The organism is Sorangiineae bacterium MSr11954, assembly GCA_037157815.1.
GTDB classification, from domain to species: Bacteria; Myxococcota_A; Polyangia; order Polyangiales; family Polyangiaceae; genus Pendulispora; species Pendulispora albinea.
The window spans coordinates 1,807,795-1,824,156 of record CP089984.1 but is presented as its reverse complement, the minus strand read 5'-3'; the positions used below and the strand labels follow the sequence as shown (position 1 = coordinate 1,824,156).

The window sequence follows — 16,362 nt, the reverse complement described above, 5'->3', positions numbered from 1 at the left end:
TACTGCAGGAGGTCCGGACGGCAGTAGAGGTAACGACTATTTCTTGGTCGTCCCGCTGGTGCCCGTAATTCCCTGCAGGAGCTGCGGCATGTACCAAATCTTCTGCACCGTCGCCACCTCGCCCGGCTGGAGGAAGTCGCTGCCGTCCTGGAACTTCTGGGGCCCGGTAAAGAAGTTGACGCTCTTGTCTCCCAGGCCCTTGATCAGCTCCTCGAGCTGCGCCTTCTTGTCGCCGAGCGCCTTGCCGAACTCGAAGCCGATGGACGAGCTCTCGCCGTTCATGTTGGCGTAATCGGGCGCCGGGCGGACGAAGTCGCCGACGAACTTTCCTTCTTTCGCCTTCTGAATTGCGTCCAGGTAGGACGGAGTCCAGTTATAATAAACGACGCCCAGGCAGGCGTCGGGCGCTACGTCGCACCCCTTCTTGAAGTCGTAATGGAGGTAACGGACCCTCTTGCCCGCCTCGACCGCCTTTTTGGCCTGAACAGCGGCCTCGGGCGTGTCCAGACCCGTCATGACCACGTCGTATCCGCCATTGTAGTAGTCGTCCGAGACCTTTGTCGGATCGAGTGTGACACCGGGGATATTGAACCAGAAACCGATCCAGGTGACCTTGAACGTCAAATCCTTGACGGGCTTCTTTCGGTATTTCTCCCAGCAGTATTTGGCGCCCAGGTAGGCCGAGGACACCAGCCGCCGGGTCTCGTCGTTCACCAGCGGGCCGAGGTAGCCGATTTTGCCCGTCTCCGTGCCGAGGGCGGCCGCGCAGCCTCCGATGCCCTGGGCCGACTCGATATCGCCCATGATATTGCCGAGATTTTTTTGATTCTTGTAGTTCTTTCCATCTTTCCAGGCGTAGTCGCCGGAGATGTGGACGACGGTCACGTCCGGGTACTTCTTGGCGATGTCCAGGGCGTCGTCCTTGTAGTCATCGGAATTGAAAACAATGAACTTGGCGCCCCGGGCAATCAAGTCGTCGGCGACCTGAGAACCCTTGACATTGGGCCGGTCGGCCGGATTGACCTTGTCCACGAATTCGAACTTGACATTGGGGATTTTGTCGATCGCGGCCTTGATTCCCTCGAAATGCGACTGATTCCAGCCGTGGTCGTTCCAGGGCCCCACGAGCACCATACCCACCACGTAAGGAGAATTGGCCGCATTGGCCGGATTGGCCGCATTGGCCGCATTGGCCGCGGAGCTGGCGCTCGACGCTGCGGGAGTCGCTTTTCCTTGCGTTTCGGAGTTTCCCTTGCAACCGACCAACGCGCTGGCGAAGGGCGCGAGCGACGCCAAAGCCATGCACCCGTAAACACCCCACTTGTCCAGTTTCATAAGCCCTCTCGTTCGATTAGCCCTGCAAGTTTTCAGTGCGACCAGGATTTTCGAGGCGCGAGACGCGCCAGAACCCGCGTGGATGTGCGCCATGCGCGGTCCCCCGACTTTCCTCGGCCGATGGTGCCCCGGAAGCATCGGGCCCGTCAAACGTTTGCGCGCGCGCCAGCTGCCCTGTGCAAGCGTGACGAGTCAGCGGCCATTGTGAGCCGAAGTTGCGCCATTTCCTACCTGAGCTCGATGCAGCCAGGTGCGATATGCAACGACCATCTTTCATGCGATGTGAGATGAACTAACGGTCGGCGTTGCAGTGCTGCATCTTTCTGCATGGCATTTGCGTTGGAATCCGACGATCATGCTGGTGGATGGGTGCCGAACGCAACGAAACGTCAGAAGTTGGTCCGTCGCTCCCTGTCATGGTCGGGAAGTATCGCCTTGTTGCGGAACTCGGCACGGGGGGAATGGCGCATGTTTATCTCGCAGTGATGCGGGGGCCTCACGGCTTCAACAAGCTCGTGGTGCTCAAGGTCCCGCGCGACACGGTCGCGTCGGATCCGAATTTGCTGTCGATGTTTCATGAGGAGGCCCGCCTCGCGGCGCGGCTCAATCACGCGAACGTCGTGCAAACCTACGAGGTCATTCACGAAGAGGGTCGCGACATCACGGTCATGGAGTATCTGGACGGGCAACCGCTCCACAAGGTGCTCGCACGGGGACGAAAAACGGGAAATCCACTCCCGCTCGGCATGCACCTTCGCCTCATTAGCGAGGTGCTGACCGGCCTGCACTACGCGCACGAGGCGAAGGACTACGACGGCAAGGCCCTCGAGCTCGTCCACCGCGATGTGTCGCCACCGAATATTTTCATCACCTTCGATGGCGGCGTGAAGGTGCTCGACTTCGGGATCGCCAAAGCCGTCACGTCGCTGCACGAGACGCAGATCGGCACGTTCAAAGGGAGGATTCGCTACATGCCTCCCGAACAGTTGATGGGCAACAAGATCGATCGGCGCGCCGACATCTTCGCCCTCGGTGCGATCCTTTGGGACGCCGCCGTCGGTGAAGGCATGTGGAAGGGCCGGACCGACGTGGAGGTGATCAGCGCCGTGGTCGGCGACGAGGTCCCCAGCCCCAAGAGCATCCACGCCAGCGTGCCCGACGAGCTCGACGCCATCGTCCGCAAAGCGATGGCGCACGATCCGAAGGATCGCTACGCCAACTGCCTCGAGCTCCAAGCCGACGTCGAAGCGTTCTTGGGGAAGCTTCCGGAGAAGTACACGTCGCGCGATCTCGCCACGTACATGACGACCGTCTTCGCGCAGCTGCGCGAGGAGCGGCAGCGCATCATCGAGAGCCAGCTCGCCAAGGTGGCCTCGCTCCCCACGGGCGAGTACCGGGCGCTCGATCAAATGGAGCTCCCGCGGTCGCTGGCCAACTTGGCGTCGTCGGGCGTGCCCAGCGGCTCGACCACGCCTTCGGGCGCGCGCTCGATCGATTCGCTCACCGCGGGCTCGCTCCCGGGCTCCCTGACCGGCTCCCTCACGGGCCGAACGATCCCCAGCAACGCCGCCATCTCCATCGCGGCCCCGCCCAAGCGCTCTGGTGCGATCACGGTGCTGGCGATCGTGGGCGCGCTCGCGCTGCTCGGCGGGGCCGTCGTCGTCGGAAAGTCGCTCAAGAGCGAGAGCGGGCCCGATCCCTCGGCGCAAGCGTCTTCACCGAACACGAACGACACCACACGGTCGACCGGCACCAGCATGACCGGATCGAACACGCCCAGCACGTCAGTGGTCGCGGTGCTGCGCGCGGAGCCGAGCGACGCAAAGCTCTATTGGGACGACACGCCGCTCACGGGCAATCCCTCCATTCAACGAGGGCCGAAGGATACGACGTCCACGCACGTGGTGCGTGCAGAGGCCAAAGGCTACCTCTCGAAGTCCACGACGGTGATGATGCACGCGGACAGCGACATCGTGCTCCGGCTCGAGAAAGAGCCCCAGGCCCCGACGACGTACACCCGCCCGTCGCGCGGGCCCTCGCGCGCCGCGAAGGAGCCGGCGGTGGCCGCGGTCGCACCGGCGCCGCCGCCCCCGCAGCCGCCGGCCGCGAACTCCAGCGCGCCCTCCGCGGCGAAGCCGGAGGCGGATCCCAAAGCGAACAAGAAACAGGCTCGCCCGATCGATTCCAATGATCCCTGGGCCAAATGAAATAGCGACTAGCGAAGTATGAAAATAGATTACCCGACTGGCACGACGGAGACGTTGCCCATGACGCGATCCTTTATTCGTTTCCTGCCTTCCCAACGAACAACTCTTCTCCGCTCCATCGCCGCGCTGCTCTGCGCCGCGGTCCTGTCGATCTCGAGCGGCGCGCTCGCGCAGGGGAACGGGGGCGCCGACGAAGCGCAAATGCGCTTCAAGCGCGGGCTCGAGCTCTACGAAGAGCAGGACTTCCCCAACGCGCTCATCGAGTTCCGGCGCGCCTACGAGCTGCAGCCCACGTACAAGATCCTCTACAACCTGGGCCAGGTGTGCTTTCAGCTCACCGAGTACGCCTGCGCGCTCCGCAACTTCGAGAAGTACCTGAAAGAGGGCGGCTCCAACGTGTCGAACGATCGGCGCGCGGAGGTCGAACGCGACATCGCCAAGCTCCAGACGCGCATCGGCCGCATCGAGATCGTCACCAACGTGGCGGGCGTCGACATCACGGTCGACGAGACCTACATCGGCAAGACGCCCCTCGATGGTCCGATCCCGGTGGGCGCGGGCCGGCGCAAGATCACGGCCGCCAAGGAGGGGCGCGCCCCGCTCACGCGCGTGGTCGAGGTGGCGGGCACCGAATCGACGCGGGTGGAGCTCGACTTGGTGAGCAACGTGGTGACGGTCACCTCGGACGGCGGCCCGTCGAAGTGGACGACCTTGTCCACGGTGGGTGTGGTGGCGGCCGGCGGCCTGGCGGTGATCGGGGCCACCACCGGGATCCTGGCGCTCAAGGCGTCGAGCGATTTGAAGGATCAGAAGTTCGTCGGCGAGAGCCCCGACGACCCCACGAAGGATCAGCAGTCGAAGGTGAAGACGCTCTCGCTCCTGACGGACGTCTTCCTCGGCGCGGCCGTCGTCACCCTCGGCACCACCCTGATCTTGACCTTCATCCGCGATCCGAAGGCCGAGGCGGCCGAGAAGAAAGACGAGGCGAAAAAGAGCGCTTGGCAGCGGCTCGAATTTGGAATTGCTCCGGGCCGCGTATCCGTTGGAGGTAGCTTCTGATGCTGCGTAGACCTTTGCTTTCGTGGTTCATGGGACTGTCGGTCCTCACCTTCGGTTGCTCCGTCATCGTCGAGAAAGACGTCAAAGGGAAGGGCCTCGGGGTCCAGTGCAACACCAGCAGCGAATGCCACGTGGGGAGCTGCGACGACGGTGTTTGCGTGGCGTCCTGCGACGGCAACGGCGATTGCCCGGCGTCGACCAAGTGCTTTGCCGGCAAATGCCAAAAGCCGCTCAACGTCTCGGCCCTCTGGGTCGGCGTCGTCTCCGGCGGCGAGGGCTGGACCTTGACCCATCAAGAAGGCGTGACGGCGGCCAAGGAGAGGCTCCCGTACATCAATTACAAGTTCCAAGAGTCGGTCATATCGGACTTGGATATCACCAATGCCGTCGAGAAAGCCGTAAACGAAGAGAAGGCCGACGTCATCCTGCTCAATTCGTACAGCCAACGCGCCAAGATGCTCGAGCTGGCCAAGAAGCACGAGAAGGTCAAGTTCCTCAACTGCCAGGGCTATCAAGCCCAAAAGCCGAACGTGGCCGCCTACGCCGCGCACGAGGAGCAAGCGTGGTGGGTCGCGGGGGTCGTGGCGGCGCAGCGCGCCCAGAACAAGATCGGGTACATCGGCTCGTTCATCACCCCCGAGGTCGTCCGCCACATCAGCGCATTCCTCCTCGGGGCGCGCTCGGTGAAGCCGCAGATCACGCTCGAAGTGGCGTGGATTGGATTCTGGTCCGATTGGAAACCGACCAGGACGTACAATTACAATGGACCGCTGGCGCTCAACAAGTCGGGCGGCGACAGCGTCTACCGCGAGGAGCTCCTCACCTATCGGCTCATCGACGACGGCGCAGAGGTCATCGCGCACGGCGCCGACAACCAGAGGAGCGTGCGCCTGATCGAGACCTTGTACAAGAGCGGCAGGCTCAAGGACGCCAACGGGCAGCCCAGGGTCTATTCGGTCAGCAACGACAATCGAAACGCCTACAAAGAGCTGGACGCCAACGGCCTGCCCAACGGCGCGCCGCTGCAGACGTGCCTGGGGAGCCCGTTCTGGAACTGGACGCCCATGTACGTCTCGATGTTCTCGGAGATCCACCGGGGGACCTGGCAACCCGTGAACCGGAACGACCCGATGACCAACGATCCGGCGCAGAGCGTCCCGGGCTTCAACCTCAATCCCACGGCGCAGGGCATCGACGATAGCGTGGTGCGTAAATACGTGAACGAAATCTCGACCCGCGGCTGGCAGTTCGTGTTCAACGGCCCCTACCCCACCAACGGCCAGCGCGACTCCAACGTGGACGGCGTGGTCGACTCCAAGGACAAGCAGTCCTTCGACGCCGGCGAGCAGATGAGCGAGGACGAGTACAAGTCCATGTGCTGGTTCCCGCAGGGCGTGTATGAACGAAAAGATCCCACCAAGGGCGCCGGCGATCCTGGCTACAGCCTGGTCCAGGCCCGCGTCCCCGACGCGCAGCGTATCCAGACCGATCCGTCGTTCATCAACGATCTCGAGGGCCCGCCCGAAGTCCCCGCGTCCGCGGTGGCCGACTGCACGCTGAATAAATAGTTAAGGTCCCCGTAGACCCTCCGAGAGGCGGAGCGTGGCGCGCGAGCGCCCCTCCGCCTTTCGTGCGTCTCACGCCATGCGTTTCCGGATGGTGTGCAGAGAACATAAACACTTGAGCACGATCGAATCGATCAGGGATGATCCAATCGATCATGCGATTTAATCATCAACCTCATTTCCAATTTGATGACCAGTCGTCAGGCTGATACCGTACCGCATTAAACTCTAAAGTGAGGTAAACGATGACAAGGTCCCTGCTAGGTATTTCGACCATCGTAGCTTCCGCGTGGATTGCAGGGTGCCAGGGGGACGCTGGGGTGGTCTCGCAACCGGAGACGGAGCCCGGCGATCTCGGCGCCAGCGAATCGGGCGAATCGCGCGAATCGAGCCTGCAGACACGCGCGAGCGGGCCCGATATCGCCATTACGTTCCGGCCGGTGGACAATACGGCGGCGGATGACGGTTCGTTCTTCCGCGGTGAGCTGACCATCGAGAACCGGAGCGGAATTCGCCTCGATGCCAGCGGCTGGCAAATCTATTTCAGCTTCGTCCGTCGTATTTTGAACGATGGCGAAGGCAACGCCACCTACAAACAGAATTTGGCCGCCCAGGGGCTCAAAGTCCAAAAGGGCGGCGCGGCCCGGAGCGGCGAGTACTTCGTGCTCGAGCCGCTCGCCAACTTCGTCCCCATCCCGCCCGGTGGAAAGCGCGTCATCCCGTTTCTCGCGGAGAACTGGGCGATCGTGAAGACCGACGCGCCGGGGGGCTTTCACATCGTCTTTCCGCCGAGCACCCAGGCCTGGGCGCTCAAAGCGTCCACCGTGTGGGATGCCTCGGATCCCAAGCAGACCAAGCGCTTCCCGGGCGACGTCGTCCCCACGCAGACGCCCGCCCTGCGCTACGAGGAGAACGCGCCGCTCGATCGGGTCGATCTCGATCCGGCCAGCAGCTTGATCCCGAGGCCGAAATCGGTGACCACCGGGTCCGGGCAATACCGGCTCGGCGGGAAAATCGGGATCGACTACCAGCGCGGCCTCGCCAAAGAGGCCAACTACTTGAAGTCTGCCCTGGGCGACGTTCTCGCGGGCTCGGTGGAGACGCACGAGCGCAGCCGGTGTGGCTCGGAGATCCGGCTGGTGCTCGATCCGCAGGGCAGCTTCGGGGCGGAGGGGTACTCCTTGAGCATCGATCCCGAGAAGGGCATCGAGATCCGCGGCGCGGACTCCGCGGGCGTCTTTTACGGCATCCAGACGCTTCGCCAGCTCGTCCCCGTCGACGCTTACCAGGCCGCGACCCGCCCCGGCGGGAAGAAGACGTCGGTGCAGCTCCCGGAGATCGACATCTCCGACACGCCGCTCTTTTCGTATCGCGGCATGATGCTCGATGTCGGGCGCCACTTCCAGTCCAAGCAGACCGTCAAGAAGTTGCTCGACGTGCTGGCCTTCCACAAGATCAACAAGTTCCATTTCCGCCTGACGGAAGACGAGGGCTGGCGCCTCGAAATCCCGGGCATCCCCGAGCTGACGACCTTTGGCGCGCGTCGCGGCTACGATCCGGACGAGAAACAGCAGCTTCACCAGGGCTTTGCCTCGGCGAACGATCTGGGTGGCGGCGACAACATCCAGGGCAAGGCGCGCAACGAGACCGAGGCCAACGGCGGCAAGGAGCCCACCTACCAGGGCTTTGAGCAGGCCACCCTCAACTACGTGGGCAAAGGCTCCGGCTTCTACACGACCAAGGAGTTCGAGGAGATCCTGGCCTACGCGACCGAGCGCCACATCGATGTCATCCCGGAGATCGATGTGCCGGGCCATGCGCGCGCCGCCGTCCGGTCCATGGAGCACCGGTATGCGAAGTACGCGGCCACCGATCCGGTGAAGGCGTCGCAATACCGTTTGGCCGATCCGAACGATACGTCGAAGCACACCAGCGTCCAGGGATACACCGACAACTTCGTGAATCCTTGTTTGAGCTCCTCGTACGCCTTCCTCGCCAAGGTGGTGCGCGAGATCAAGGCGCGCTACGACGCGGTCCCCGGCGCGAAGCTCACCTTGATCCACGGCGGCGGCGACGAGCTGCCCTCGCTCAGCAACAACGTTTGGTGGCAGGGCTCGCCGCTATGCAAGGCCAACCCGGAGACGAAGGACTTGGGCGACGAGCAGCTCAAGGACCACTTCTTCAAGAAGTTTCACCCGATCATCACGGCCACCGGCGCGCGCATGACGGGATGGGACGACATCATCCACAACGGGCTGCAGCTCGAAGGCTTCGTCCCGATGCCCTGGAGCAACGTCTGGCAGTGGGGTCGCGAGGACGACGCCTACAAGTATGCCAACGAAGGCCGATCCGTGATTCTGTCGCACGCCACCAATTTGTATATGGACCTGGCGTACAACAAAGATCCCGATGAGCCGGGGTACTACTGGGCAAACTTCGTCGACGACAGCAAGACGTTCAATTACCTCCCGTTCGACGTCTTCGCCATCGCCACCCACAACCGAATGGGACATCCCATCGCCCCCAGCGAATGGGACAACAAGGTCCGCTTGACCGCGGCCGGTCGCGCCAATGTGCTCGGCATGCACGGGTTGCTCTTTGCCGAGAACGTCAAGAGCCCCGAGCTGGTCGAGTACTTCGCGTTCCCCAAGATCCTCGGCGTGGCCGAGCGCGCGTGGAACACCCACACGCCGACGGCTGCCGATCTGCCCGCGGCGTGGAAGCAGTTCGTGAACACCTTGGGCCAGGCGGCGCTTCCGCGCTTGGACTTCTATCGTCCCGTGGATGTGCGGCGCGAGCTTCCGCGGAGCACCGGGATCAATTACCGCATTCCGCTCCCGGGCGCGAAAGTCGTCAATGGCCAGCTCTTGGCCAATGTGCGCTATCCCGGTTTCAACATCGAATATTCCACGAACAACGGCGCCACCTTCGTGCCCTACACGGGGCCGACCGGGGTGTCGGGGACCGTGCTGGTTCGGGCGAAGGCGCTGAACGGGCACGTCGGCCGTACGGCCAAGGTGAATTGATCGCATCGTGGCCATAGGGGGGGATGCTCGAAACCACGACGACAGCGACGACGATCCGGACGAAATGGGGAACATCCGTCGGTGCAGCAGCCACCATCGTGCTCGTAGCAGGTGCGTGCGGCGGCGAACGGGGTGATGGCGCAGAGACTGAAACGGTGACGACGTCCGCTTCCGCTGCGATGAGCGAAGGCCGCGCGGAGGCGGACGATCCCGTCGAGCAGTTGCTCGCGCAAATGACGTTGGAGGAAAAGGCGACCCTTTTGCAGGGCATCGATGCGCCCTCGGGGGAGCACGCCGTCGGGTACGTGGCGGGGGTGCCGCGGCTCGGCATTTTCGTATACGACCTTTGCCTATTCGAGCTTGGTCCTGAGCGGGCCCATCGGCGGCAGCACCGTCACGGTCGCCTTCGACGTGACGAACACCGGCAGCCGCACGGGCGAGGAGGTGCCGCAGATCTATGTCGGATTTCCGAGCGCCGCCGGGGAGCCGCCGAGGCAGCTCGCGGGGTTCGAGAAGGTCACCTTGGCGCCGGACCAGAAGAAGCGCGTCTCCGTCATTCTCGAGCGGCGGACCTTCTCGACCTGGGATACGTCCTCGCAATCGTGGATCGTGCCGGGCGGCGCTCATTCGATCAAGGTCGGAGCGTCGTCGCGGGATATCCGACTTTCGGGTACGGCGTTCGTGACCGCGGCAGGCCCGCGCGCCGGGGCCATTCGAGGCATCGCGGAGCAATGCATCGACGTGGACGGCGCGCAGACGGCCAACGGCACCGCCGTGCAGCTCTATGCGTGCAATGGAACGGGCGCGCAGCGATGGATCGTCGCCGACGACGGGTCGCTGCGCGCGCTGGGCAAATGCTTCGACGTGACGAATGGGAGCTTTACGCCGGGGCAGCCCATTCAGCTCTACGACTGCAACGATACGGACGCCCAGCGCTGGCGGGTCGATACCACGGGCGCCATCGTCAATATCGCATCGGGGCTCTGCGTCGATACCCGCGGCGGCGGCTCCTCGGAGCGCACCAGGCTCGTGATCCATACGTGCAGCGCGGCCCCGAGCCAGCGCTGGGTTCTTCCTTGATGGCGGTGCGCGGCTAGGACGCGGGCGCGCGGCTAGGACGCGGGCGCGCGGCTAGGACGCGGGCGCGCCGATGTAGCGCGATTCGGGGCGGATCAGCCGCCCCTTCGCGCGCTGTTCCATCACATGGGCGCTCCACCCGATGACCCTCCCAACGGCAAATGTCGGCGAGAACGCTTCGCGCGGTAGGCCGATGGCGTCCAATAGGATGGCCGTATAAAATTCGACGTTCGTCTCCAGCTTGCGATCGGGGTATTTGGCCGCGAGGGCGCCGGTGGCGATCCGCTCGACGGCGCGGGCCAGCGCGAGGCGCTCGGTGCGCAGCCCCGAATCGACCAGCGCCAGGGTCGCGCGTTCGAGGACCGCCGCGCGGGGATCGCGCACCCGATAAATGCGGTGGCCCATGCCCATGATGCGGCGCCCGGCCGCGAGCTCCGAGGCGATGAAGCTCTCCGCGCGGGCAGCGTCGCCGATCGCGTCGAGCATATCGAGGACGGGGCCCGGTGCGCCGCCGTGCAGCGGCCCTTTGAGCGCACCGATGGCGGCGACGATGGACGAGACCATGTCGGACTGCGTGGAGGCGACGACGCGCGCGGCAAAGGTCGATGCGTTCATCCCATGGTCGGACACGGTGAGGAGATACGTGGAGAGCGCGCGCACCTGGGCGGCGGAGGCGGGCTGGCCCTCGAGCATGCGCAAATGGTCCTCCACATGACCCGCCGCGGGATCGGGGGCGATCGGTGTTTTCCCCAGGCGGGTTCGGCCCCATGCCGCCGCGAACACCGACATGGCCGCGGTGACATGGGCGCTCGCATCGGCGGCGCTTCCGTCCGACATTTCCGCGAGGTGCAAATGCCCCATGGCGGCGCGCAGCGCGTCCATGCCGCTCGGGAGCAAGAGCGCATTTCCCAGCTCCGAGAGGCGCGCAAATGCCTTTACGCGATGCTCGCCGAGCGATCTTCGGATTACGCCGGCGCTGCGCAACGGCGCGTCGGCCGCGCTGCGCAACGGCGGGTCGGCCGCGCTCCACAAGAGGGCACACGCCTCCTCGAACGAGGCGTTGGGCGCCCAGCCCTCCAAATCCCGTCCTGCGATGTTCAGCCGCCCGAGGGCGCCGTCGACCTCGCTCAATGCCGTTTCGACCGCCACGACGCCGTCCAGCCCCAAGGGCCTCGTTTCGCTTGCCATGTTCGCTCCCTTCACGAAAATCTTTGGGGCGGAGCATCATGTTGATCAATGTTGATTCGACAATCCATACGACCGAATCGGGCGCCTCGTTCATCTCCTCGCGCGAGGCGTGCGCATGGCTCGGCATCCGCCGGGAGACGCTCTATGCGTACGTGAGCCGCGGCCTCGTTCGAAGCTTTCCCGCTGCGGGAAAAGGACGCGGCCGAAGGTACCTCCGCGAGGACGTGCTGCGCCTCAAGGCGCGCCACGATGCCCGCTCGGGACACGGCGCCGTCGCCGCGGGCGCGCTCCGCTGGGGCGAGCCGGTGCTCGACTCGAGCATCACGGAGATCACGGCCGATGGCCCCCGCTACCGGGGACACCTGGCGCTCGATCTCGTCGTCCGCGGCGCGCGCTTCGAGCAAGTCGCCGAGCTGCTCTGGACCGGCGTGCTCCCCGACCTCGTCCCCCATTGGACCCCCGCCGCCATCCCCGAAGACGACATGCGCACCGCGCGCCTGGCGCAGCGGCCGTACATGCGCCTCCCGTTGCTCCTCGCCACCTGGGCCATCACCGCGCCCCTCGCCCCCGCACCCACCGCGTCCTCGCACCGGCGCACGCCCACCCCCGAATCGATCCGAACGTCAGCGCGCCCCCTGCTCGCCGCCTTGCCATGGATCCTCCGGCCGCGCCGCTGGGCAGAAGCTTCGTCACGCGCGTCGACCTTGGCCGAGCGCATTTGCATCCTCTTGAAGCGCCCGCCCCACCCGGACCGCGTGCGCCTGATCGATGCGACCTTGATCCTCAGCGCCGATCACGAGCTCAACGTCTCCTCGTTCACCGCCCGGGTCGTCGCCTCCTCGGGCGCCGACTTGCACGCCGTCCTCTCGGCCGCCGCCGGCGCGTTCTCCGGCCCGCGCCATGGCACGGTGAGCGACGACATCGAGGCCCTCGTCCGGGACGCCGCGTCCCCGCGACGCGCGCGCCGCATCGTCGACGCCTACGCCCGCCGCAACGAAGCGCTCCCCGGCTTCGGCCATCGCTTCTACCGAGGCGGCGATCCGCGCGGCCGCGAGCTCCTCGCGCGCGCCGCCGCCCTCGCGCCGGACGATCCAAACCTTCGCACCCTCGCGGCCCTCGTCCAAGCCGCCGAACAAAAGCTCGATCAACATCCCAACTTGGACCTCGGCCTGGTGGCGGTCGCGTGCGCCCTCGGCGCCCCCCGCGGCACCGCCGCCACCCTCTTTGCCCTCGGCCGCGCGGCCGGGTGGGTCGCCCACGCCCTCGAACAGTGCGAATCGGGCGCCCTCATCCGGCCCCGCGCCCGCTACGTGGAGCGCGGCGCGGGGTGACCCCATCGCCGATTTCGATCAGCGCGGGCGGGCGATGGTCGAGAATTCGTCGCCCTTTTTCCAAGCCGGGAGCTCCGGTGCGTTCGCCACCCGCATCCCGACCACCAAGAGCAATTGCATATCCTGCACGGCGCCGCGCAAATCCCAATTTGGATTGAACTCGTCCGACGGCTGGTGGTAGTGCGTTTTGCGGAACGCATCGAGCTGCTGCTCGCCCCAGCCCTCCGGGCGGCCCACGTAGTTTGGCCCGCCGCCCACATAGACGGAGGGAACGCCGATTTTTGCGAAGCTGAATTGGTCGGAGCGGTAAAAGGCGCCGCGCTCGGGGGAGGCGTCGCCGTGCAGGCTGCGGCCTTGGGCGCGCACCACGGCCGAGACCACGTCGTCGAGCGACGATTTGCCGAGGCCCACGAAGCCCACGTCGTGGGTGGGGCCGAATACGTTGAGCGAATCCATATTGAGGTTGGCGGCGATGCGCCCGGGCGCGAAGGTGGGGTGCTCGCAATACCACTGGGAGCCGAGCAGCCCCTGCTCCTCCGCCGTCACCGCCGCGAAGACCATGGACCTGCGCGGCCGGGGCTCGGCGCGCGCCGCCGCGGCGGCGATGGCCAAGAGGCCGCCGTTGCCGGACGCATTGTCCACCGCGCCGTTGTAAATCGAATCACCATTTCGCGGCACGCCGACCCCCAAGTGATCGTGGTGCGCGGTGAGCACGACGGCCTCGCGCGAAAGCTCGGGATCGGAGCCCGGGAGCACGCCCAACACGTTGGCGCTCTCGAGATCGAATCGCTTGTTCGCGAACGCCAAATCGAGCGCCACGCCGAGCGCGCGCGGCTTGAAATCCCGGCGCTCGGCCGATTGGCGCAAGGTATCGAGGTTCTCGCCCCCGAGCGCGACCACGCGGCGGGTCGCCTCCTCGGTGGCCCACATTTTTGCTTTCAGCCGCGGCTCGCCGCGGGCGGGGAGCTCGAACTTATCGGAGGAGTTCGACGTCACCACCACCTGCCACGGATAACCGGCCGACTCGGTGGTGTGAATGATGATGGCGCCCGCCGCGCCTTTCTTTGCAGCCTGCACGTATTTGTAATCCCACCGCCCGTACCAGAGCCGCCGCTTTCCCTCGAAGAGCGCAGGATCGCTCGAGGGATCGTTGTTCATCACGACCACCACTTTCCCGCGGACGTCGACGTCCTTGTAGTCGTCCCATTGGTACTCGGGCGCCACGATGCCGTAGCCGACGAAGACCAACTCCGCCTTGGCGAGGCTCACGTGGGGATCCTGCACGCCCGACATCACCACCAAATCGTTTGGCACCGAAACGGAGACGGAGCCGTGCGATCCGCTCGAAAAGCTCGGGCCGCCCTTGATTTGCGCCGCGAGCCCCACCAGCGGAACCCGCTGGAAATAGGTGCCGCCATCGCCCCCCGGCTTCAGTCCGATCCGTTGGAATTCGCCGGCCAGGTACTCGAGCGCGAGCTTGCTCCCGCGCGAGCCCGGCAACCGCCCTTCCAGCTTGTCGTCCGAGAGATAGCGCGTGGGTGCGGCGATCGCGTCGGGCGTGATCAACCCCGCCACCCGCCGTTCCTCGGTGGAAAATTCGGAGGCGGGGGCGACCGCGACCGCGACCGCCGCATCGTGGCTCGCGGGATGCCCCGCCGAGGTCGCCGATGCGCCGGCACATGCCGCGGACATCACGCCCGCGCATGCCACCACCATCGCCGAACGGGAAGATAAGCCGAGAGAATCGGTTAAAGTACGCAACGTTGAGAAGCGGCGGACGATGATCGACCGAGAGCGCGGTGAACGAGTTAAACGCGATGAACGCATGGTCGAAACAGACGTAGTGGTGGCAAGCGAGGGCGTCAACGAAGCAGAGCCGTTACTCGTAGCCATTTTCACCCCGAACAACGGTATACCGTGGCGAAATTCCCCGATCGCGCTTCGCGCTTGCATCGACGCGCATGATGAGGAAGAACCCCCTGGGTCGATGGGCTCTTCGCCCGTCGAAAAGACTCTTTCCTTGGTCGACAGTCGCCCCTAGAGAGGGCCACTCACGGTGCGCCCGAGTTTCGCGTCTCTGCGTTCCTTCGTTTCTTCCGAGTTTCCAAGCTTCCGAGGACACGGGCAAAATATCGGGAAGGTACGACTTCTTCGGGGCGTACGTCGCAGATGATCACTGGAGAGTGAGTCGGATCTGCAGTTGAAAATCCTGGGGGGCCAGGAGCCACGATGCAAAGCAGTGCACCCAATTCGGAGCGGTTACGATCGCGTTACATGAATATGCCGATCGGTCATCGCGGCGGCAGAGCGCGATGGACCGTCATGTTGCTCGCCACCAGCGTGGTCTGCGGCATCGCGGGGAGCATCGTCAGCACTGCGCCCCTCTCGCTGCCTTTGCTCGTCATTTCGGTCGCTTGCGCTGCCGCGGCCTTGGTCGTTCACTGGATTGAAACGCGCCGGCCGAGGCTCGTGCGCCGGCGGTATCCGTAGGCGAATCGCGTTCGCCTCCCAAGCGACACTCAGCGCTCACTTACCATCCTGGGATCGACCCCCAGCGGCCCGCTCGAAACTCAGCGCTTACTTACCGACCTCGGCGGCGGCCCGCGTGGCATGGATATCGGCGACCCATGCGTCGATCAAGCTGCGCGCGATGCTCAGGCGCGGGGGGATCGGCGGGAGCGCATCGGCAGGGAACCAGTCGGCGTGCGCGATCTCCTCGCCGTCCACGCGAATTTCGCCCGACCTCCAGTCGGCCGTGAACCCAATCATGAGCGAGTGGGGAAACGGCCATGGCTGGCTGCCGAAATAACGCGCGTTCGTCACCTCGACGCCCACTTCTTCGCGCACCTCGCGAACGATGGTCTCCTCGAGCGACTCGCCGATCTCCGAGAAGCCGGCGAGCACGCTGTAAAAGCCGTAGGTGGAGCGCGCGTTGCGGGCGAGCAGCACGCGGTCGTCGCGCCGGACCAGCACGATGATGGCGGGCGAGATACGCGGATACGACAGAAGACCGCAAGCGGGGCAGCGCAAGCAGCGCTCGTTCTCGACCCGCTCCGTCGCCGTGGCGCAGCGGCCGCAGAAGCGGTGCGTAGATGCCCAATCGACCACTTGCGCGGCGCGCCCGGCCAGCCAGAATTGCGCGTCGCCCAGGGGAATGAAGAGCTCGCGAAGGTTGGAGACGACCAAGGGCGCGGGCAGCTCGACGTCCGCGTTGCAGGCGACCGCAAAGGCGTCGACCTCGCTGCCCTCGAGCCGCCCCAAATGGTGGGCGCCGCTCACATCGATGGCGAGCTGGGCCACGTCTTCATCCGTGGGAAATGCGACGGCGTCCCCTTCGCGCCGCACCACGATCCCCTTGGGGTGCACGAGCAGCCACGTGCGCTGCGAAACATCGGCGGGGCGAGTGGGGCGAACGTTGCTCATTCGGCGCCGATGGTGGGACCTCTGCCCCTTTCGGGCAAGAGCGGCGCATCGAATCGACCCCATCCACGATGTGCCTCCGACCTTTCGATGGGCCTTCGGAGACCTTTAAATGAAGGCCATAAACGCTGGCCCAAATGCACCTTGCGTCCTA

The 16,362-nt window shown here is 65.1% G+C and carries 12 protein-coding genes; 8 read left to right on the top strand and 4 right to left on the bottom strand.

Features of this window, described 5'->3' with window-relative positions; all coding sequences use genetic code 11:
- Positions 1–36 precede the first annotated feature (36 nt).
- Entirely contained in the window at positions 37–1,296 is a 1,260-nt protein-coding gene (locus LZC94_07535) for a BMP family ABC transporter substrate-binding protein (protein WXB17119.1), read from the bottom strand.
- A 524-nt stretch (positions 1,297–1,820) separates the two neighbouring features.
- Here LZC94_07535 and LZC94_07530 point away from each other — a divergent pair.
- From LZC94_07530 to LZC94_07510, 5 genes are all read left to right on the top strand, one after another.
- Positions 1,821–3,542 (top strand): serine/threonine protein kinase, encoded by a 1,722-nt coding sequence (locus tag LZC94_07530; GenBank protein ID WXB17118.1) that lies wholly within the window; start codon positions 1,821–1,823, stop codon positions 3,540–3,542.
- 60 nt (positions 3,543–3,602) lie between these two features.
- On the top strand, positions 3,603–4,601 hold the full coding sequence (locus LZC94_07525) for a PEGA domain-containing protein (protein WXB17117.1): 999 nt from the start codon (positions 3,603–3,605) through the stop codon (positions 4,599–4,601).
- On the top strand, positions 4,601–6,169 hold the full coding sequence (locus tag LZC94_07520; GenBank protein WXB17116.1) for a BMP family ABC transporter substrate-binding protein: 1,569 nt from the start codon (positions 4,601–4,603) through the stop codon (positions 6,167–6,169). Before LZC94_07525 ends, LZC94_07520 begins: the two co-directional genes overlap by 1 nt.
- A 242-nt stretch (positions 6,170–6,411) precedes the next feature.
- Positions 6,412–9,192, top strand: a complete 2,781-nt coding sequence (locus LZC94_07515) for a carbohydate-binding domain-containing protein (protein ID WXB17115.1) — start codon at positions 6,412–6,414, stop codon at positions 9,190–9,192.
- Positions 9,193–9,465: 273 nt separating this feature from the next.
- Positions 9,466–10,272: a ricin-type beta-trefoil lectin domain protein gene (locus LZC94_07510; GenBank protein WXB17114.1), complete on the top strand. Its 807-nt coding sequence runs from the start codon at positions 9,466–9,468 to the stop codon at positions 10,270–10,272.
- A 51-nt stretch (positions 10,273–10,323) separates the two neighbouring features.
- Here LZC94_07510 and LZC94_07505 read toward each other — a convergent pair whose 3' ends face one another.
- The gene (locus LZC94_07505) at positions 10,324–11,457 is read right to left on the bottom strand and encodes a citrate synthase (protein ID WXB17113.1); all 1,134 of its coding nucleotides are present in this window, start codon (positions 11,455–11,457) and stop codon (positions 10,324–10,326) included.
- A gap of 38 nt (positions 11,458–11,495) precedes the next feature.
- Between LZC94_07505 and LZC94_07500 the strand changes: the two genes are divergently transcribed.
- Positions 11,496–12,788 carry a citrate synthase family protein gene (locus LZC94_07500; GenBank protein WXB17112.1) on the top strand — a complete coding sequence of 431 codons (1,293 nt, stop codon included), beginning with the start codon at positions 11,496–11,498 and terminating at the stop codon, positions 12,786–12,788.
- Between the two features lie 18 nt (positions 12,789–12,806).
- Here the strand turns inward: LZC94_07500 and LZC94_07495 are convergent, their stop codons facing one another.
- The gene (locus tag LZC94_07495; GenBank protein ID WXB17111.1) at positions 12,807–14,363 is read right to left on the bottom strand and encodes a M28 family peptidase; all 1,557 of its coding nucleotides are present in this window, start codon (positions 14,361–14,363) and stop codon (positions 12,807–12,809) included.
- Here LZC94_07495 and LZC94_07490 point away from each other — a divergent pair.
- Entirely contained in the window at positions 14,323–14,829 is a 507-nt protein-coding gene (locus LZC94_07490; protein WXB17110.1) for a hypothetical protein, read from the top strand. The genes LZC94_07495 and LZC94_07490 overlap by 41 nt on opposite strands.
- Before the next feature lie 233 nt (positions 14,830–15,062).
- The gene (locus LZC94_07485; protein ID WXB17109.1) at positions 15,063–15,278 is read left to right on the top strand and encodes a hypothetical protein; all 216 of its coding nucleotides are present in this window, start codon (positions 15,063–15,065) and stop codon (positions 15,276–15,278) included.
- 87 nt (positions 15,279–15,365) lie between these two features.
- On the opposite strand, the gene nudC is transcribed toward LZC94_07485, so the two are convergent.
- Positions 15,366–16,211 carry an NAD(+) diphosphatase gene (gene nudC / locus LZC94_07480; protein WXB17108.1) on the bottom strand — a complete coding sequence of 282 codons (846 nt, stop codon included), beginning with the start codon at positions 16,209–16,211 and terminating at the stop codon, positions 15,366–15,368.
- Positions 16,212–16,362: the final 151 nt, after the last annotated feature.